We start from the raw sequence: 18,121 nt of genomic DNA, 5'->3' as shown, positions 1-18,121 counted from the left end.
AGAAGACGCACGCGCTGCTGGCTCACTGTGGTTTGGGTGTGTTACTGATACATCCGCAGGGGCTGGGCCTGAGAACTCTCGTCCTGTGCCAGCGCCTGCATCTGTTGGGCGAACTGCTCACGTTTTGCGCGAATCTCTTCGGCGCGCTCGAGCAACTCGTCAACGTCGATCTCGAGGCCCGAAATCGGTGCGATTGCCTCCTCGAGGAGGATGCCGGCGGCTTCGGGATCGGGAAACTGTGGGTTACACTCGACGACCAGCCCGAGGGTGTCGTAGCCGAGTTGTGCACCGCGGTTGATCAACGCGCCAGTCGGACCGGTGATGACGCCGTCTTCGGGTGGCTTGTCGACTGCGTGGTCCTCGAGCAGCGAGCCTGCGTTGCCGGTTGCAACGCCATACACGCTCGGATCGCCGTCCTCGCGCTCAGCAGGCAGGCCGCTCAGATACAGCGGCGTGGCGTCTTGGTCGACGATCCAGTTCGTCACGCAGTTGGCGACGCTGCCTGCTGCCTGTGCACCGATTGGGGCATCACTTTGTAGCGCCAACAAGTTGTGTTCTTCGGAGACGTAGAGGCGAACCGGCGGTCGGACGGTTCGGTCACCGCCGCGATAGACGCCGATCCGGGGGAGGCCTTCGCAGTGGACGCTCGCGTAGTATCGCATCTCGAGTTGGTCGACGAGGTGGTCCGTGGCGATTTTTCCGACGAGGCCGACGCCCGGAAAGCCCTCGATGAGTGTGGGGTTCTCGAGGTCGACTGGCGCTCCCTGCGTGTTGATCCGTGCCATATGTGAAACGAGTCTCGGTGACGGCATAAAATTGCGGCTGGGAAGGAGACTGCCGGTGTATGGGCCAAGTTACGGCGACAGCACGAGCATCTCCGTTGATCCACGTTGGAACTCGAACGGAACAGGGACGATTTCGGGGTCGTATCCCTCGGACTCGAGCGTCTCGATGACATCCTCGAGTCGGTCGTACGGCTGTGCATCGAGTCCCTGCAGCGGAAAGAGTCGTACCTCGTCGGCGGCGACGCGAGCGAGTTCTCCCAGCGCCTCGAGGTGGAACTCGTAGTCGAAGCGGTCGCCGTACAGAAACAGCAAGTGCGCCGAGAGCACGACCGAAAACGTATCGCGGTCGAACGGGAGGGTTGGTAACGCAGCAGCGACGTATCTTCCCTGCCGAACGCCATCGGCGTAATCTGTGAGAAACCGTTCGGATGCCTGTCGCAGGTACTGTCGGCGCTCGGCGGGCGAGTCGTAGAACGACCACGCGAACAGATCCGACTTCTCTGTAACCTGTGCTGCAACCGACTCGCGGTCCGTTCGACAGCGCCGGGCGAGTGCAGCCGGTGACTGTTCGTAGACGACATCCGCACCAACGGCGTCGATACCGTACTCGGCGGCTGTCGCAACGAACGACGCAACACCCGACGGACAGTCAAGCACTCGGTTTCCCTCGAGATCGGTCGGTTCGAGGTCGAACATCGCGACGTACTCCTCGAACGTTCGGCCAATGATCGCACAGTCGGTGACCTCGAATCTCGTTGTGTCGCTCATGTTGTCAACTGCTGGTACTGTTATCCTGAATAGTGTATAAATCCATGCACTAGAGTACAATAAAGTACACTGGTGTATTTAATTTCACCTCCGATCCTCGAGCCACGCGCTTCGAAACCCACAAGCGCCGGGCCCCCGAACGCGTCGCTAATGGAGCCATTCGAGCGGTATCGACCGATTATCGACGATTTCGACGCCTTTCTCGAGGCCTGCGAGCGCCCGCTTGGCAACGCCGTGCGGGTGAACACGATCAAAGCCTCTGTCGAGCGCACGCTTGCGACGCTCGAGGACGACGGCGTCGCCTACGAGCAGGCCGACTGGAACCCCCGCGTGTTGCGCCTCGAGACGGATTCGCCGGGGTCGACGTGGACCTCGTTTCACGGCTTTACGCACGGCCAGGAGGAGGTATCGGCGGTGCCGCCGGTCGTCCTCGATCCCCAACCCGGCGAGCGCGTCTGGGATTGCTGTGCCGCACCGGGCGGGAAGGCAACCCAACTCGCGGCGCTGATGGACGACCGCGGAACCGTGGTCGCAAACGATAGCAACCTCGGGCGCATCTCGGCGCTGCGATTTAACGCCGAACGGCTGGGTGCGACCAGCCTGGCAGTGACGAACGACGACGCGCGCAACTACTCGCTCAAGCGCTTTTCCTTCGATGCGTTCGACCGCACGCTCGTCGACGCGCCCTGTTCCTGTGAGGGGACGATCCGAAAGAACCCCGATGCACTCGAGAACTGGTCCGAAGGCCACATCGACACCATTGCGGGCATCCAGAAGGGCATTCTCCGGCGCGCGGTCCAGGCGACTCGCGAGGGTGGCCAGATCGTCTACTCGACGTGCACGTTCGCACCCGAGGAGAACGAAGCTGTCGTTCAGCACGCCCTCGAGACCGAATCGTGCGAGGTCGTCGACTTCGATCTCGGCCTCGAGCACGCGCCTGGACTCACCGAGTGGGACGGCGAGGCGTTCGACGACTCGCTCGAGCAAGCGGCGCGAATTTACCCGCATCAGAACGATACGGGCGGCTTCTTCGTGGCAAAAATGGAGGTGACTGCCTAATGGGCGATGCTGAGAACTCACTCGAGCAAAACGACGGCCAGCGATTCGGTCGGCTGCCGGCGACAGCCGCCGAGCGAACCGTCGAGGGCCGCGCCAGCCGCGCGGAGGTCGTCGACTACTTCGCGGACCGATTCGCTATCTCCCCTGAAACGTTCGACGAGCATACGTTCTGGGAGAAAGGCGCTGGGAAGATCTGGGTTTACGCAGGCGAAGCGCCCTCGCCCCTCGAGATCGAGGCGATTGGGATGACTTGCTTGCGAACCCGACAGGAACACTGGAAGCCGACGACGGATTTCGTCCAGCGGTTTGGCCACCACGCCGACGCCTGCGTGATCGACCTCGAGCACGAGGAAGCGACGGCGTTTGCCGCAGGCGAGGATCAGGAGATCGAGCGCTGGGACGGCGACTGGGGCTACTTGATCGCCGCCCATCAGGTGGCTGGCGAGCGCGAACCGCTCGGCATCGGCCTCTATGTTCATGGCGAACTACGCTCGATGGTTCCGAAGGGACGCCAGCGAGACCTGTAATCTCGCGCGCTGCTCACTCGTTCCATTGATCCGTCCGCGTTCAGGCTGAGACACGAAGTGTCACAATGCTCTCAGCGTCCTGTTGGCGGGCGTCTTCGTCGCCACGCTGATACTGATTTAGGTTGATCTGGTCATACCCACCGAGGCCGGAACGCTTCCTGATCGCGACGGACTGCTAGTGAGTCGCGGTTCCAGCACAGACAGCAAGACAGACAGACACGCATACGACAGACACGAACACACTCGAGGCTGTGCTATCGTGACAACGCCGGCAATCCGGCTTCGATCTCCCCGCGTCGGTCCTCGAGCCAGTCCGGGAGAACGAGTCGGTCGCCCAGATTCTCGAGGTCTTCGTCGACGGTGTACCCTGGCGATTTGGTTGCGAATTCGAAGAGCACGCCGCCGTACTCGCGGGTGTAGACCGAGTTGAACCACTTGCGGTCGATGATTTCTGTGGGCCGCAGCCCGCGGTCGATCAGGAACTCGCGCCACGTCTCCTGCTCGTCGTCTCCGACCTCGAATGCGACGTGGTGGACGGTACCCGCGCCGGGCACTCCCTGCGGTGCCTGCGGATCTTCGTCAACGTCGACGACGGACCCGAGTTCGCCGCTACTCTCGTATCGCCGACGCGTGCCTTCGGTGCCAGTCGCCTCGTAGCCCATCGCCTCGAGCAGTTCTGTCGTCGGCTCGGCACTCGTCAGTGAGAGCGTCACACCGGCAAAGCCGCGGATGGCGTGTGTCTCCGGAACGGGACTCTCCGGCAGGTTCGCGTCGGGCACGTCTGCGCGGACGACCAACTCGAGCGGGAGTCCGTCGGGGTCTTCGAACGGTAGGACCGTCTCGTCGAAGCGCTCGAGTGGCTCCGCGGGATTCGCGCCTGCGCTCTCGAGGCGGTCACGCCAAAACTCGAGGGAGTCTTCGGGAACAAGAAACGAGACGGTACTGACCTGGCCGGTACCGACCTGGCCCGGTCGGGCGTCAGTGTAGGGAAAGAACGTCATGCTCGTCCCCGGCGAGCCCTCATGGTCGGCGTAGAAGAGGTGATACACTGATACATCATCCTGATTGATGCTCTGTTTGACGAGCCGCAAGCCGAGCGTTTCGGTGTAGAACTCGTGGTTTTGCGACGGGTCGCTCGCGACGGCGGTGACGTGGTGGATGCCGGGCGTCTGAGGCATGGAATTCGTACGTCGCCGACAGGAATAAACGTGCCCCGGCAGTCACACAGCTGCCGACCGCTGGCTCGCCCCATCTGGTTACTCAGACAGTGCGCCGGCGATTGATCGCACCGTCGCCGGCCCGTTTTCGAGAAGTGCCCGTGGAAACCGCCGCCTGCCGCCCGCCAGCGCATCCTCGAGTGCGCGCGTCGCGTCCTCGAAGACACCCTCACCGTGCCCGACGAGCACGCGATCAGGCTCGAGGCGGCGAAGCGACCGCGGCGGATCGAGTCGTCGCAGGAGTTCCAGACCCAGCCGTTCCTCGTCGACGGTAAACGGCGCTATTGTCCCCATCGAATCGGGAACGTACAGCGTTCCGTGGGGCTCGGCGTGGAGGATTGCCTCGGTCCACGTCGGCATCGGCTCACAGCGCATCACCGGGATCGCGGGTTCGAGTTCACTGTCGTAGTATCGGATTGGCGCCTCGACGCGCTCCGGAACGCGCCCCATCCACGTCGGCACGGAGACGGGCACGTCGTAGGTCCGGGCGAACCAGTCGGCATCGCGGGTGTGCCAACTCGAGCAGACGGCGACGCCGGCGACAGGGTCGTCGACCGTCTCTATGAGGTCGGTCACGCCCGCGGCTCGCAACGGATCGAGTAGCCAGAGCCCCTCCGAACCGCAAACAGCGTGGCTGGCTCGCAGTCCGTCCTCGTCGGGATGGGCGATCCAGCCGACGCCGTCTGTCCAGCGATCAATCTCACGGAACGACGCTGATTGGCGTCGTGAATATGTCATACCAAAGAACGGAATCGGATCGGTATAAACCTCGGTGTCACCGAGACGCTCGTCATTAACGCACTCGAGAAGCAGTCACCGGTTTCTGAAAGTACAAGGGTCCCGGACGAAATTCCGCATACGTACGTGTCGTCAGACTCAGCGACGCCCGCCCTTCGACCTCGAGTGCTTGCCCTCTGGCGACGGGTCTTCGACCTGTCCTGGCCCGTCATGGCCGAGCAGGTGCTCCGAACACTGATGCGGACGACCGACCTCATCGTCGCCGGCTTTTTCTCGCCCGCCGCGGTCGCTGCCGTCGGTCTCGCAGACATCTACGGCCGACTCCCGCTGTGGTTCGGCCTTGGTGTTGGCGACGGCGCGATTGCACTCTCGAGTCAGGACACGGGCAGCGGCAGCGTCGCGAACCGGGACGAGGCGGTGAGTCAGGCGCTCTTGCTCGGCGTGCTCGCGGGGATTCCGTTCGCGCTCTTTGGAATCGTCGGGAGCTTCTGGGCTATCGAAATTCTTGGCGCGGAGGCCGAAACGGTCCGCTGGGGCGGTATCTATCTGGCAATTATCCTGGTGACCGCACCCGCATTTCATGTGACGATGATCGCGGCGCGTTCGATTCAGGGGACGGGCGACACCCGGACGCCGATGTACATCAACGCCGCGGCGAACGCGTTCAACATCGTCCTCACTGTGACGCTTGCGTTCGGGCTGGGCCCGTTTCCGGAACTCTCGGTCGTCGGCATCGCCATCGCGACGGCAATCGGCGACACGCTCGCGGCGATCACGTTCGTCGCCGTCATCTACAGCTCCTGGAGCGAGCTTACGCTGGTCCGGCCGACTCGGCTCGTCATCATGAAACAGCTGGTCGTCATCAGTGCGCCCCGAATCGCCGAGGGAATCACCGAACTGATCGCCGAGTTCCCGTTCAACGCCATCCTGCTCATGTTCGGCACCGAGGTCAACGCGGCCTACCACATCGGCCGGCGGGTCTACCAACAACTCTCCTCGCCGCTCTCGCGAGGCTACGGCACGGCCGCGAACATCATCGCCGGACAGTCACTCGGGCGGGGCAAGCCCGACGAGGCCTATTTCAACGGACTCGCGGCCGCAGGACTTGCCGTCCTCACCGTTGGCGGCCTCGGCGTCGGCATCTTCGCGACGGCCGAGTGGGTCGTCCTCGTGTTCACCCGCGATGCGGAGACGATTCCCTACGCCGTTGACTTCGCCCGCGCGTACGCGGTCTCGACGTTCCTTATCGCGCTCTTTACCGTCCTCGCAGGCTCGCTGCGGGGCGGCAGCGAGACCCGTCCGCCGTTCGTCGCGAAGCTCACCGGGGCCGTCTTCTTCCTGCTCGGGATCACCTACGTCTTCGGCGTCCACCTCGAGTACGGCGTCGTCGCCGCCTACGTCGCCATTGTGGCCGACTGGGTCTGGCGAAACCTCGTGGTCGGCATCGTCTACGCGCGAAAGGGCTGGCTCGAGCGCGGGACACGGATGATGCACGAGCGCGGGAGTTTAGCAGAGGATGAAGACTAACGGGATGTTGGGCGCTCACTCCTTGTGGTCGCAGCGTCATCGACGGATCAAAACATGTCTTGGGTTTAACCACTTCCTCTTCGAAGCGCCGGTATGAACGAGCGATTCCTCTCGGGGACGACCATTCGGACCGAGGACGTGAACGGGCGACTCTTTCAAGGACTGGGTGATGGGCCTCGACCGGGTGTCCTCGTTCTTCACGGTGCCGGTGGTGCACGGGGGTACGAACAGGAGTATGCCGCGTTGCTCGCCGAACATGGGTATACCGTGCTGTGCGTTGAGTACTTCGGCGCGTCGGGCGTCCGTGATCGACTGTTAGAAGTGCCATTAGAGGAGTTCAACCATGCCGCCGAGTGGTTGTTACAACGGCCCGACGTTTCGGGTGATCAAGTCGGAGTTGTCGGCTTTTCCAGAGGCGGCGAGGCATCTCTTCTAGCCGGATCGACGTTTGACACCATTGGTTGCATCATCGCCTACGTGCCGAGTTGCTACGTTTGGCCCGCACCATCGTGGATGGATGGGGTCGGCGAGGACCAGCCAACGTGGCTGCTCGACGGAGAACCGTTACCACACCTTCACGTTGACAAATACGTGGACGAGAGCGAGGAGGATGAGCCGTTCCCGGACGAAGAACCGATCTCATCGACACCGGCAATTGATCAGCCGACGCCTAAAGAGCGGGCACGAGCCGAGATTCCCGTCGAAGACATCGACGGTCCAGTGTTGCTCATCTCTGGCGAACAGGACACTATCTGGCCGTCAACACGCATGGCGGAGTGCGCCGTCGAGCGACTCGAGAAACACGAGCACCCATGGCAGTTTGAACACTGTTCATTTCCCGAGGCCGGACACGCGATCCGAGTTCCGTACCGGTTCAACGCTGATACGTCTCCGGCCGACACGCACCGGTTCGGCGGAACGCATGCCGCGAACGCTCGTGCGTCCGCTCGAGCCTGGCAGGCGATGCTCGAGTATCTCGACCGCCTCTAATGTGACTGCTATCGGAGACCTCAATGGACAAAAACAGCGTCAACGCAATGTATAGCCGCGTTTCGTCTGGTTACCGTTCGACGAGCGTGCCGCCCGCAAGCCCCTCCCACTCGACGCGATAGCCAAGTTCCGAAAGCAACGCACTCGAGTCGTCGATCCCGTACGCCTCGAGTTCGTCTTCGGCGCCAGCCAACGACATACCGGCCGAAATCCCCTCCGAGAGTTCCTCGAGCACGCCGGGTCGAACCAGCGTTCGCCCGACGCGCTCGTGCTCGGGGAAGACCACGTCCGCGAGCGCGTCCTCACTGACACCGTGGCGGTCGGCGAGCGCCTCGAGCGTCACGGCGTCATCATCGGGACGCAGTTCCGCGGGCAGGTCGGCAGCGCTCGCGGCGACGAGGTCGCGTTCGTACGCTCCCAATACGTCGACCACGTCTTTCACCCGTACCGTGCCGGTGTAGGGAATCGCCCGGAAATCCCGCGCGGCGATCTCCTCGCCGACACCCAGCGATTCGTCGACCGCGACGATGAGTTCCACGTCCTCGAGGCCCTCGAGTTGCGAGAGCTTCTTTGCGACGTACTCTGGCGTCCAAAAGCCCATGATCTCGAGATAGACGCGAAAGTTCGAATGCGCGTACTCGAACGCAAAATCGGGGATCATCACGCGCGTGCCCGTTGCGAGCGGTTCTGGTTCACGTACGAGGTCCCACTCGAGGTCGAGAGTCCCGATTCGGGCCGCGAAGTCCGCTTCGACGCCGCTGTCGAACGTCACCTCGGCGACCGGGTCGGCGTCGGGGACGGTGATCGGATCCTCGTGTGAGAGGGTGAGTGTGCGCTCTGTCCCGCGGTCGTCGATGGTCGCCTCGAGGTGCCACTCAGCTGCGCCCGCGACCGTCCGCAAGAGTCTGGCAAAGCGAGTGCCGTAGCGCCGGGTTGCCCGAAAGAGGTGTGTTGGGCCGGTGACGATCACCTCGCGCTCGCTTGCGCCGTCGTCGGATGCGAGCAGGTCGTCGCTGTTCGGCGCGTGAATCTCGTACATCAGCCGCAGTCGTTTGATCGCCGAGATGAGCGCCTTCGGATCGCTCGAGCGAACCCGAACCTCAGTCGCGTCGAACAGCGCCGTTTGCGCCAGCGAGAGGTTGTACTGCGCCAGCAGGTCGTCTGGGTCCCACCGCGTCTCGACTGCTGTGAGACGCTGGCGGTCCTCAAGATCGGCATAGAGCCCCGCCTCGAGGGCGTCTGCAGAAACCGAAAGCGGTTCGGCGGCGCGGATGAGCGCCATCGCCCGTTCGTCTTCGCTGACGACGCCGACGGCTTCGGCTGCCTCGAAGACCGCTTTCCGGGCGCGTTCGGGCTCGAGTTCGGCGTCGGTCTCGAAGGTTGCTTCGCGCTCGAGCAAGGCGGCGATTCCGCGGACGAGTTTGAAATCGTCCGCCTCGCGCTCTAAGCTGGTTAGGGCTTCCTCGAGATCGCCTCGAGACTCGCCGACGTGACCCTGGAACGTCCCGATCACTTTCGCGGCGAGTGGGCGGTGTGCGCGGTCGGAAAACTGTGGGTGGTAGCCCCCGCCGGCTCTCGAGACGCGCAGCAGATCCTTCGTCAGCATTCGGGTTGGACTCGACGGGCAGCGTTCAAAAATCGACCGACGCCGTCTGCGGATGGTCGCAGTAAATCGAAACCATCACCACACCATGCCCGAGAGAGCCATGCATGACTGAGGAATCAGGAGCGATCAGTGTCGAAGACAAGACAGCCGTCGTGATCGGCGGCACCAGCGGTATCGGACTCGAGATCGCCCGCGCGTTCGCACGCAACGGCGCGGATGTCGTCGCGACGAGCCGGAGCGAAGAGAGCGTCGCCGACGCGGCAGCCGAACTGCGCGATCTCGGTGCCGAGACGACCGAAGTCACCTGCAACGTCCGCGACCTCGAGTCGCTCGAGACCCTCAAAGACGAGGTCGAAGCGGCCCTTGGCACGCCCGACGTGCTCGTCAACTCTGCAGGCTCGGTCGCGGCCGCGCCAGTGACTGAGATGACCGAAGACGAGTGGGACCAGGATATCGACATCTGTCTCTCGGGCGTCTTCCGCGCGATCAAGGTCTTCGGGAACGCGATGGACGAGGGAAGTATCGTCAACATCTCCTCGATGTCCGCAGACCAGTCCCGCGAGGCACGCGCGGGCTACGTCTCCGCGAAGGCCGGCCTCAACGGGCTGACTCGAGCGACGGCAGCCGATCTCGGCCCAGACATTCGCGTCAACGCCATCTCGCCCGGCTTCGTCAAAACGGAACTTGCCGGCCCGAAACTCGAGGACGGCTCGGAGTTCCGCGAAGGCGTCGACGAACGAACGCCGATGGATCGCGTGGCGACGCCGAACGAGATCAGCGGCGCGGCGCTGTATCTGGCCAGTGACGCAGCCTCCTTTACGACTGGCGAGATCATCACGATTGACGGCGGCTACAACAACTTCTCGGTCTAATTTCACAACGAATTTTACCGTCTGCGGGCCGCAACCCGCTCTTCTGAGGTATCTGCGGTCACGATTTCGTACAGCAGCGCCCGGCTGCCGTCGTGTTTCGGGCGCAAAATACGCCCCAGCCGCTGGGTAAACTCTCGCTCGCTGCCGCTGCCCGAGAGGACAACGGCAACCGACGCGTCGGGCACGTCAACACCCTCGTCTAACACGTTCGAGGTCGCAATCCGGCTATAGGTGCCCTCGCGAAACCGCTCGAGAATCTCGCGTCGCTCTGTGGCACCCGTTTGATGCGTGATTGTCGGGATCAAAAACCGCTCGCTGACGTCGTACGCGAGGTCGTTGTACGCCGTAAAGACGAGTGTGCGCTCGCCCCGGTGGTCCTCGAGCACCCCCTCGAGTGCATCGATTTTTGCCGCGCTGCCGCGAGCGATCTCGCGGGCGCGCTGGCGGGCAAGGAGGGCCTCGCGCGCTCTCGGATCCGATCCAGAGCGTTTGACGAGTTCCTGATAGTCCGAGCCGCTCTGCATTCGGATGTTTGACGTGGCGAGGTAGTCAGTGAACGTCTCCTGTGCGCGCTCGTACTCCTCGCGTTCGGCCGGTGTGAGGGCCACCTCGAGTCGTTTCACGTCGTAGGGGGCGAGATGCTCGCCAGCGAGATCGTCGACGTTGACGCGGTGGACCAGCGGGCCGACGATTTCTTCAATAATCTCGTGTGCACCGTCGGGACGCTCGAACGTCGCGGTGAGGCCGAGTCGCGCGGGCGCGGCGAGCAAGCGGGCAATCTCGCGGTAGCCCTCGCCGCCCAGATGATGGACCTCGTCAAAGACGACGCAGCCAAAGCGGTCGCCCACGGAATCGGCTTTCAGATACGCCGAGTCATAGGTTGAAACCGTAATCGGCTCGAGGCGCTGTTCGCCACCGCCAAAGCGCCCGATGGGGATGTCGAACTCGGTCTCGAGTTCGTCGATCCACTGCTCGAGGAGGTCGATGGTGGGGACGACGACGAGCGTCGGCACACCGAGGCGTTCGATGGCTTTCAGCGCGATGACGGTCTTACCGCTGCCTGTCGGGAGTTCGAGAACGCCCGCAGGCGCACGCTCGAGGCCCGCGATGTCGAGTTGGTGGCCGGCCCAGCGATCCGTCTCGAGCCATGCCGATAGCGCCTCGTGTTGATACTCGCGGAGTTCGTACGCCGACTGCAGGTCGGGAACTGGCTCGCACTCGAGAACGGTGTCAGCAATGGTCAGGTCGGCAGTCGCTGCTCGGATGGCTGCGTAGCGAAACGCCGGTACGCGCCAGCCACCCGTTCGCGAATCTGGCTGTAACTCGAGTTGCGGGGTAGAGTCGCGCAGGGACCGGACCTGCGATTCCTCGAGGCCATCGAGATGGATGGTGCCGTCTTCGAACCGACACTCGGGCGGCGAGTCACCAGCGGGTGTCACTATCCCGTTCTCGGGCCAGCGGGCACATATACTGTCGGGATCGGTTCCCAACGCTGTCTGCCACGCAGTGTCGCCAATCGGGGGCCAGACGGCCGGACCTCAACCCTTTTATTATCGCTGTTCGTTGACCCGGATATGAGTGAAGACGAGGGCACGGATTCGTCCGGCCAGGGTGTCCCGTCCGCAGACGACCACGACAGCACCGGCAGCGGCGACGGCACGGAGACTGCCGACTCCGACGCTGTCCCTGTGGACGCCCCGGCCGAAACAGAATCGGAATCGGACGCTCGAGTGACCACCGAGGACGACGCATCGGCGTCACCCGTCAACGCAGGCGTCGAGACCAGCGAAGACGTCCAGCAGGTACTCGACCAGATCACCGAATACGACGACGACCTCGCACGCAAGGTCAACTCAATCGTCGACCAAACGCGAGAGCTCTCGGGAACGGTTGCCCACCAACGCGAGGAACTCGAGGATCTGACCGAGCGCGTCGAATCCCAGGCCGAGACCATCGGCGACCTACAGGACGAACTCGAGGCCCGCGAGCAGGCCATCGCCGAGCGCGACGAGCAACTCGAGGAGTACCAAGAGCAGGTCCAAGACCTCAAGAGTCGACTCAAACGTAAACAGGCAGACTTCCAGAACTACAAAAAGCGCGCGAAAAAGCGCCAGGACCAAATCAAAGACCGCGCCACGGAGGACCTGGTCGGCCGACTCGTCGACGTTCGCGACAACCTCAAACGCGCACTCGAGGAAGAAAGCAGCGACGTCGAGAGCCTTCGTGATGGCCTCGAGATGACCATGCGGGAGTTCGACCGCGTGCTCGAGGATGAGAACGTCTCAGAGATCGACCCCGAACCGGGCACCAAGACCGACCCACAGCGTCACGAAGTGATGATGAAAGTCGACAGCGACCAGCCTGAAGGGTCAATTGCAGATGTCTACACGTCCGGCTACGAGATGGGCGAGAAGGTCATCCAGACCGCGCAGGTGACGGTTTCGAACGGCGAACTTGCTTCTGAGTCGGATACGGCTGACGCGGCCGACGCTGATACGGAGTCTGCAGACGGTGACGCACCGATTGACGACGCAGATGACACCGAGGCGGAATCGACTGAACCCGAGACAGACGACTCGGGTGCGAACGGAGACGCCGACGATGCATCTGCAGAAGCTGACGCCGATGCCGATACAGCGGCTGAGGCCGAGAGCGCAGATGACGCCGATGCCGATGCTGATACGGAGGCGGCTGGTGATGGGACTGCTGATGCAGACGGCGAGACAGAGAACGACACAGCGCCCGCCGGCAATGATGACACATCAGCAGCTGAAACTGACCAGGCCGACGCTGATGCCGACGCAGACACTGATTCGTCGACGTCTGATTCGTAGCCGTTTGCATATTTCATCTGTTTTCCCACAACTCGAGTGCAGCGAGCGCCACCGAATGTTCTGCCAGACACGGAGGCAGTCGAATGTGTCCCGGAGGGCCAAATCGGCCTGTGCGACCAGTCGTCCCGTGTCTCACTCGAGTCGAGAGCCGTGAATGCGGTCTCGAGGTCGAATTTTATTCGGTCCGTCGATCGGCCTAGTAACGTTTAAACCAAAGTGCGCACAATGGCCTCGTAATGGCGAGTAACAAGATTCTCGGTATCGACCTCGGGACGACGAACAGCGCGTTCGCGGTGATGGAAGGGGGCGATCCGGAAATCATCGTCAACGCTGAAGGTGACCGAACGACGCCCTCGATTGTCGCGTTCAACGACGAGGAACGACTCGTTGGGAAACCAGCAAAGAATCAGGCCGTCCAGAACCCAGAGCGGACGATCCAGTCGATCAAACGCCACATGGGCGAGGACGACTACACCGTCGATATTGACGGCGAGGAGTACACGCCTGAGGAAATCTCGGCGATGACCCTCCAGAAGATCAAACGCGACGCCGAAGAGTACCTCGGCGACGAGGTTGAAAAGGCCGTCATCACGGTCCCTGCGTACTTCTCTGACCGTCAGCGACAGGCGACCAAAGACGCCGGCGAAATCGCTGGCTTCGAAGTCGAGCGCATCGTCAACGAGCCAACGGCCGCGTCGATGGCGTACGGCCTCGACGACGAGTCCGACCAGACCGTGCTCGTCTACGACCTCGGTGGCGGGACGTTCGACGTCTCGTTGCTCGACCTCGGCGGCGGCGTCTACGAGGTCGTCGCAACCAACGGGGACAACGACCTCGGCGGTGACGACTGGGACGAAGCCATCATCGACTGGCTCGCTGACTCGTTCGAGGACGAACACGGCACTGACCTCCGCGAGGATCGACAGGCTCTCCAGCGGCTCAAAGACGCTGCCGAAGAGGCCAAGATCGAACTCAGTAGTCGAAAAGAGACCGAGATCAACCTGCCGTTCATTACGGCAACTGACGACGGTCCGATCCACCTCGAGGAATCACTCACCCGCGCGAAGTTCGAATCCCTGACGTCAGATCTGATCGACCGCACCGTCGAACCGACCGAGCAGGCACTCGAGGATGCTGGCTACGAGAAAGACGACATCGACGAGGTGCTGCTGGTCGGTGGCTCGACGCGGATGCCACAGGTCGCAGACAAGGTCGAGGAACTGACGGGGCAGGAACCACAGAAGAACGTCAACCCGGACGAGGCCGTTGCACTCGGTGCAGCGATTCAGGGCGGCGTCCTCGGCGGCGAAGTCGACGACATCGTCCTGCTCGACGTGACGCCACTCAGCCTCGGTATCGAGGTCAAAGGCGGCCTCTTCGAGCGCCTGATCGAGAAGAACACGACGATTCCAACCGAGGAATCCAAGATCTTCACGACGGCAGCGGACAACCAGACCACGGTGCAGGTCCGTGTCTTCCAGGGTGAACGCGAAATCGCCGCCGAAAACGAGATGCTCGGCGAGTTCCACCTGACGGGCATCCCGCCAGCGCCGGCGGGCACGCCACAGATTGAAGTCACCTTCTCGATTGACGAAAACGGCATCGTCAACGTCTCCGCCGAGGACAAAGGCTCCGGCGAGACCGAAGAGATCACCATCGAAGGCGGTGCTGGCCTCTCCGACGCCGAGATCGACCGCCTGCAGGAAGAAGCCGAGAAACACGCCGAAGAAGACGAGCAGAAACGCCAGCGGATCGAAGCTCGCAACACCGCCGAGGCGACGATCCAGCGTGCAGAAACCCTGCTCGAGGAGAACGACGAGCAGGTCGACGATGATCTGCGTGCAGATATCGAGGCATCGATCGAAGACCTCGAGGCCGTTATCGACGACAACGACGCCGACGCAGATGATATCGAGGCTGCAACCGAAGACCTGAGCACGGAACTACAGGAGATCGGCAAGCAGATCTACCAGGAAGCAGGCGCTGGTGCAGCAGGTGCGGGCGCTGGTGCGGCTGGCGCCGGCGGAATGGGTGGTATGGGCGGTGGCCCGAACCCTGGCCCAGGCGGTGGCGCGGGTGGCGACGACGGCGAGGAGTTCGTTGACGCCGACTTCGAGGACGTAGTTGACGACGACGAGAACTAACGCTCCAGCCGGTTCCGTTCTCGTCAGCAACCGAGACGGACCCCATCCAATTCGTTGTATTTGGGACCTTTCTCGAGTATCGGCGGTTCAGAGTGCTGCCGCAGCTGTATCACAAATGTTGCACCCGCGAGCGACCAGCGGGAGCGAGCGCCCTGCTGATGAGTGAAGCACGCGAGCGTTCGGAAGCGCGCAGCGCTTCCGGTTTTTCATCGAAGTTTTTGCGTTGAGTGGTGAGTGAGCGAAGCGAGCGAACCCGAGACGGAAAAAGTTCGTATCGGAACGTTCGTTTCAAGTGGCGCAAGCGAGTATCGGTGGCTAACGAATGAGCGAGGACTTTTACGACGCACTCGGTGTGAGCAAGGATGCCTCCGCCGATGAGATCAAATCGGCCTATCGGGAGAAGGCCACAGAGTATCACCCGGACGTAAGCGATGATCCCGACGCGGAAGAGAAGTTCAAGAAGATTCAGAAGGCAAAGCAGGTCCTGACTGACGAGGAAAAACGCCAGGCCTACGACCGGATGGGTCACGACCGCTACGAGCAGGCCGAAAAACACGGCTATGACGCTGGCGGTGGCGGCGCTGGTGGCATGGGAGGCGGTCCGTTCGGCGGTATGGGCGGTGGCGGTATGGGCGGCGGCCTCGGGGATATCTTCGAGCAGATGTTCACTGGCGGGGCTGGCCGCGGTCGTCGCCAGCGAAAGGGACAGGATCTGCGAACCGAACTCGAGATCGATCTCGAGGAGGCGTTCGACGGCGCAGAGAAGCAGTTTACGATCGAGCGTCCGGAGGCCTGTGAATCGTGTGATGGCGAGGGTCATCCGCCGGATGCGGATTCCCAGACGTGTCCGGAGTGTCAGGGACGAGGCCAGACCCAGCAAGTTCAACAGACACCGCTCGGTCGGGTCCAGCAGACGACGACGTGTCGCCGGTGTGAGGGTGAGGGGACGCTATACTCTGACAGTTGCAGTGAGTGTCACGGCGATGGCTTCGTTCGGACCGAGACCACGCTTACGATCGAGGTGCCGGCGGGTATTCAGGACGGCCAGACGCTGCGGATGGAACGTGAGGGAGCACCAAGTCCCGAGGGTGGTCCACACGGCGATCTGTTGATTGACATCACGATCCGCGAGCACGAGGAGTTCGAACGCGAGGGTGATGACCTTCAATACCGACTCCCGATATCGTTCCCGCAAGCGACCTTTGGCGATACGGTCGAGGTGCCGACGCTCGACGGCGCAGTCGAGTTCGAGGTACCGACAGGCACCCAAAGCGGCGAGACGTTCCGCCTTGGGGGGAAGGGAATGCCTCGTCTCCGACGGCGCGGACAAGGCGACCTCTACGTACAGATTCAGGTCGTCACGCCCGAGCAACTCAACGAGGAACAGCGTGAGGCTCTCGAGGCGTTTGCCGAAGCAGGCGGTGACGAAATCGAGATCAAGGAAGGCTTCTTCGAGAAGATTAAGCGGGCGTTCTGAGCAGCAACCTCCTCACATACGGGTCGTTGACAACGGGGGAAACGATGGTATCGGCGGTCTTTTTTCGTCGCACTGCTGAGTGTGGTGTATGACCGTCGCGACAGTCGATGAGTTGTTCACGCGCGAGCGCCGCGAACGTGCTGGCGATCGAACGGCACTCATCGACGCAACTGGTCGGGAGTACGACCTCCACTGGCTCTGTACCACCTCGTGGAAGGCGGGCAACTTCCTGCGACACTCGGGCGTGCGAAACGGAGTAACCGTCGGCGTCGTCGGCACCGGTCCGATCGGCTTGCTCGCGTTTTTCGGAACGGCGCTACTCGAGGCCCGAACCCAGTTCGACCCACCGACAGATCGAGCCGCGGACGAGTCGTTTCGGACACTTGTCGCGCCTGTCGAGGTTCTCGAAACTGGGGGTTATGAGCTTCCACCGGGGGCTCAGCGGGTTGGGTACGGTGACAAGCCAACGGACCCGGACGTGCACAACTTCGATGCCGGCCTCTGGAGTGAGAATCCGTCGTTCCCACCAGTGTCTATCGACCCAGACACCGCGTTGTTGACCGACGGCGATCGAACGTTGTCTCATGCCGATGCGCTCGCTGCGGGTCGAGACGTGATCACAACGTACGGCCTCGAGCACGGTGATCGAGTCGTTGTTCGCGAGTCGTTCTCGGACCTTCGCGCAGTCATTGCGGGCGTGCTTGCGCCGCTGCTCGCCGACGGTGTAATCGTACTCGCAGCGGACGACACCGAGGAAAACGAGGAGTCGTCGGTCGAGTCCGATCGTGGCGGGTACGTCGTCTCGAGTGAGGACGAGTCGGAGTTGGCGGCCGAACAGATCGCCCTCGAGCGGGTTTCACTGTCTGAGTGACATCGAGTCGACTGCGATGACACTCTGTGAGCGAGTGGAAACCGTTTATTTCGGCGGTCGTGGTGGCTCGAGACATGCCCGATGTTGCGATTATCGGCGGTGGCCCCGCCGGATTGAGTGCAGCACTGTTTACGGCGAAAAACGACCTCGAGACGGTTGTGTTCGACACAGACGAGACGTGGATGCACAAGGCCCATTTATTCAACTATCCGGGAATTCGAAGCATTAGTGGCAGCGAGTACGTGGAACTGACGCGCGGACAGGTCCGTGACCGCGGGGCAGACCTCCATACGGGCGAGGAGGTAACGGGACTCGAGACGATTGCCGATGGTTTCCGGATTGAAACAAGCGATGCGACGTACAAGACTGAGTATGCTATCCTCGCGACTGGTGCAGACCGCTCGATTGCGGACGATCTGGGCTGTGCGTTCGACGACGATGACACGGTCGATGTCGATCTAAATATGCAAACGAGTGTTGCGAACCTGTACGCGACGGGTGCAATGGTCCGCGCCGAAGAATGGCAAGCTGTTATCGCCGCGGGTGATGGGGCAACAGCCGCACTCGACATTCTCAGCACTGAGCGTGGAGAGCACTATCACGACTTCGATACGCCCGGTGACGTGCCGGCGTTTACCTCGAGCTAACCGGCGCTGTCACGGGCCGCTCGTGCTCACAGACCGCGCAAGGTTCGAGACTCGACTCG

The 18,121-nt window shown here is 62.4% G+C and carries 16 protein-coding genes; 10 read left to right on the top strand and 6 right to left on the bottom strand.

Features of this window, described 5'->3' with window-relative positions:
* Positions 1-41 precede the first annotated feature (41 nt).
* Positions 42-785, bottom strand: coding sequence for a proteasome assembly chaperone family protein (locus tag G6M89_RS11005; protein ID WP_165161826.1), 744 nt, complete (start codon positions 783-785; stop codon positions 42-44).
* A 69-nt stretch (positions 786-854) separates the two neighbouring features.
* Positions 855-1,553, bottom strand: a complete 699-nt coding sequence (locus tag G6M89_RS11000) for a hypothetical protein (RefSeq protein ID WP_165161825.1) — start codon at positions 1,551-1,553, stop codon at positions 855-857.
* A gap of 150 nt (positions 1,554-1,703) precedes the next feature.
* On the opposite strand from G6M89_RS11000, the gene G6M89_RS10995 reads away from it, so the two are divergent.
* Positions 1,704-2,612: an RsmB/NOP family class I SAM-dependent RNA methyltransferase gene (locus G6M89_RS10995; RefSeq protein WP_165161824.1), complete on the top strand. Its 909-nt coding sequence runs from the start codon at positions 1,704-1,706 to the stop codon at positions 2,610-2,612.
* The gene (locus G6M89_RS10990) at positions 2,612-3,139 is read left to right on the top strand and encodes a hypothetical protein (RefSeq protein WP_165161823.1); all 528 of its coding nucleotides are present in this window, start codon (positions 2,612-2,614) and stop codon (positions 3,137-3,139) included. The genes G6M89_RS10995 and G6M89_RS10990 overlap by 1 nt, the downstream gene beginning before the upstream one ends.
* A 254-nt stretch (positions 3,140-3,393) precedes the next feature.
* Here G6M89_RS10990 and G6M89_RS10985 read toward each other — a convergent pair whose 3' ends face one another.
* Positions 3,394-4,317: a ring-cleaving dioxygenase gene (locus G6M89_RS10985; RefSeq protein ID WP_165161822.1), complete on the bottom strand. Its 924-nt coding sequence runs from the start codon at positions 4,315-4,317 to the stop codon at positions 3,394-3,396.
* A 78-nt stretch (positions 4,318-4,395) separates the two neighbouring features.
* Positions 4,396-5,094, bottom strand: a complete 699-nt coding sequence (locus G6M89_RS10980; protein WP_165161821.1) for a hypothetical protein — start codon at positions 5,092-5,094, stop codon at positions 4,396-4,398.
* 210 nt (positions 5,095-5,304) lie between these two features.
* On the opposite strand from G6M89_RS10980, the gene G6M89_RS10975 reads away from it, so the two are divergent.
* Positions 5,305-6,621, top strand: a complete 1,317-nt coding sequence (locus tag G6M89_RS10975; protein ID WP_165162111.1) for an MATE family efflux transporter — start codon at positions 5,305-5,307, stop codon at positions 6,619-6,621.
* Between the two features lie 93 nt (positions 6,622-6,714).
* Entirely contained in the window at positions 6,715-7,611 is an 897-nt protein-coding gene (locus G6M89_RS10970) for an acyl-CoA thioester hydrolase/BAAT C-terminal domain-containing protein (RefSeq protein ID WP_165161820.1), read from the top strand.
* Between the two features lie 70 nt (positions 7,612-7,681).
* Here G6M89_RS10970 and G6M89_RS10965 read toward each other — a convergent pair whose 3' ends face one another.
* A complete protein-coding gene (locus tag G6M89_RS10965; RefSeq protein WP_165161819.1) occupies positions 7,682-9,217 on the bottom strand; it encodes a DUF790 family protein in 1,536 nt (511 codons plus the stop codon).
* Between the two features lie 104 nt (positions 9,218-9,321).
* Here G6M89_RS10965 and G6M89_RS10960 point away from each other — a divergent pair, with 104 nt between their 5' ends.
* Positions 9,322-10,089: an SDR family NAD(P)-dependent oxidoreductase gene (locus G6M89_RS10960; protein ID WP_165161818.1), complete on the top strand. Its 768-nt coding sequence runs from the start codon at positions 9,322-9,324 to the stop codon at positions 10,087-10,089.
* A gap of 14 nt (positions 10,090-10,103) precedes the next feature.
* Here G6M89_RS10960 and G6M89_RS10955 read toward each other — a convergent pair whose 3' ends face one another.
* Entirely contained in the window at positions 10,104-11,528 is a 1,425-nt protein-coding gene (locus G6M89_RS10955; RefSeq protein ID WP_394352364.1) for a DEAD/DEAH box helicase family protein, read from the bottom strand.
* Positions 11,529-11,663: 135 nt separating this feature from the next.
* Between G6M89_RS10955 and grpE the strand changes: the two genes are divergently transcribed.
* From grpE to G6M89_RS10930, 5 genes are all read left to right on the top strand, one after another.
* Complete coding sequence (gene grpE / locus G6M89_RS10950) at positions 11,664-12,923, top strand: nucleotide exchange factor GrpE (RefSeq protein ID WP_165161817.1); 1,260 nt, start codon at positions 11,664-11,666, stop codon at positions 12,921-12,923.
* Positions 12,924-13,159: 236 nt separating this feature from the next.
* On the top strand, positions 13,160-15,067 hold the full coding sequence (gene dnaK / locus G6M89_RS10945) for a molecular chaperone DnaK (RefSeq protein WP_165161816.1): 1,908 nt from the start codon (positions 13,160-13,162) through the stop codon (positions 15,065-15,067).
* A gap of 322 nt (positions 15,068-15,389) precedes the next feature.
* On the top strand, positions 15,390-16,544 hold the full coding sequence (gene dnaJ, locus G6M89_RS10940; protein ID WP_165161815.1) for a molecular chaperone DnaJ: 1,155 nt from the start codon (positions 15,390-15,392) through the stop codon (positions 16,542-16,544).
* Between the two features lie 88 nt (positions 16,545-16,632).
* Complete coding sequence (locus G6M89_RS10935; RefSeq protein WP_165161814.1) at positions 16,633-17,415, top strand: hypothetical protein; 783 nt, start codon at positions 16,633-16,635, stop codon at positions 17,413-17,415.
* 74 nt (positions 17,416-17,489) lie between these two features.
* Positions 17,490-18,062, top strand: a complete 573-nt coding sequence (locus tag G6M89_RS10930; protein ID WP_165161813.1) for an NAD(P)/FAD-dependent oxidoreductase — start codon at positions 17,490-17,492, stop codon at positions 18,060-18,062.
* The last annotated feature ends 59 nt before the right edge of the window (positions 18,063-18,121 follow it).

It is taken from the genome of Natronolimnobius sp. AArcel1 (assembly GCF_011043775.1).
In the GTDB taxonomy this organism is placed as follows: Archaea; Halobacteriota; Halobacteria; order Halobacteriales; family Natrialbaceae; genus Natronolimnobius.
This window is presented reverse-complemented; position numbering and strand designations above follow the sequence as displayed.

Coding starts and splice junctions, on each gene's coding strand:
- G6M89_RS10960 (WP_165161818.1), top strand. CDS start 9,322: ATGACTGAGGAATCAGGAGCGATCAGTGTCGAAGACAAGACAGCCGTC.
- G6M89_RS10975 (WP_165162111.1), top strand. CDS start 5,305: ATGGCCGAGCAGGTGCTCCGAACACTGATGCGGACGACCGACCTCATC.
- G6M89_RS10930 (WP_165161813.1), top strand. CDS start 17,490: ATGCCCGATGTTGCGATTATCGGCGGTGGCCCCGCCGGATTGAGTGCA.
- dnaJ (WP_165161815.1), top strand. CDS start 15,390: ATGAGCGAGGACTTTTACGACGCACTCGGTGTGAGCAAGGATGCCTCC.
- dnaK (WP_165161816.1), top strand. CDS start 13,160: ATGGCGAGTAACAAGATTCTCGGTATCGACCTCGGGACGACGAACAGC.
- G6M89_RS11000 (WP_165161825.1), bottom strand. CDS start 1,553: ATGAGCGACACAACGAGATTCGAGGTCACCGACTGTGCGATCATTGGC.
- G6M89_RS10980 (WP_165161821.1), bottom strand. CDS start 5,094: ATGACATATTCACGACGCCAATCAGCGTCGTTCCGTGAGATTGATCGC.
- G6M89_RS10970 (WP_165161820.1), top strand. CDS start 6,715: ATGAACGAGCGATTCCTCTCGGGGACGACCATTCGGACCGAGGACGTG.
- grpE (WP_165161817.1), top strand. CDS start 11,664: ATGAGTGAAGACGAGGGCACGGATTCGTCCGGCCAGGGTGTCCCGTCC.
- G6M89_RS10935 (WP_165161814.1), top strand. CDS start 16,633: ATGACCGTCGCGACAGTCGATGAGTTGTTCACGCGCGAGCGCCGCGAA.
- G6M89_RS10965 (WP_165161819.1), bottom strand. CDS start 9,217: ATGCTGACGAAGGATCTGCTGCGCGTCTCGAGAGCCGGCGGGGGCTAC.
- G6M89_RS10995 (WP_165161824.1), top strand. CDS start 1,704: ATGGAGCCATTCGAGCGGTATCGACCGATTATCGACGATTTCGACGCC.
- G6M89_RS11005 (WP_165161826.1), bottom strand. CDS start 785: ATGGCACGGATCAACACGCAGGGAGCGCCAGTCGACCTCGAGAACCCC.
- G6M89_RS10985 (WP_165161822.1), bottom strand. CDS start 4,317: ATGCCTCAGACGCCCGGCATCCACCACGTCACCGCCGTCGCGAGCGAC.
- G6M89_RS10990 (WP_165161823.1), top strand. CDS start 2,612: ATGGGCGATGCTGAGAACTCACTCGAGCAAAACGACGGCCAGCGATTC.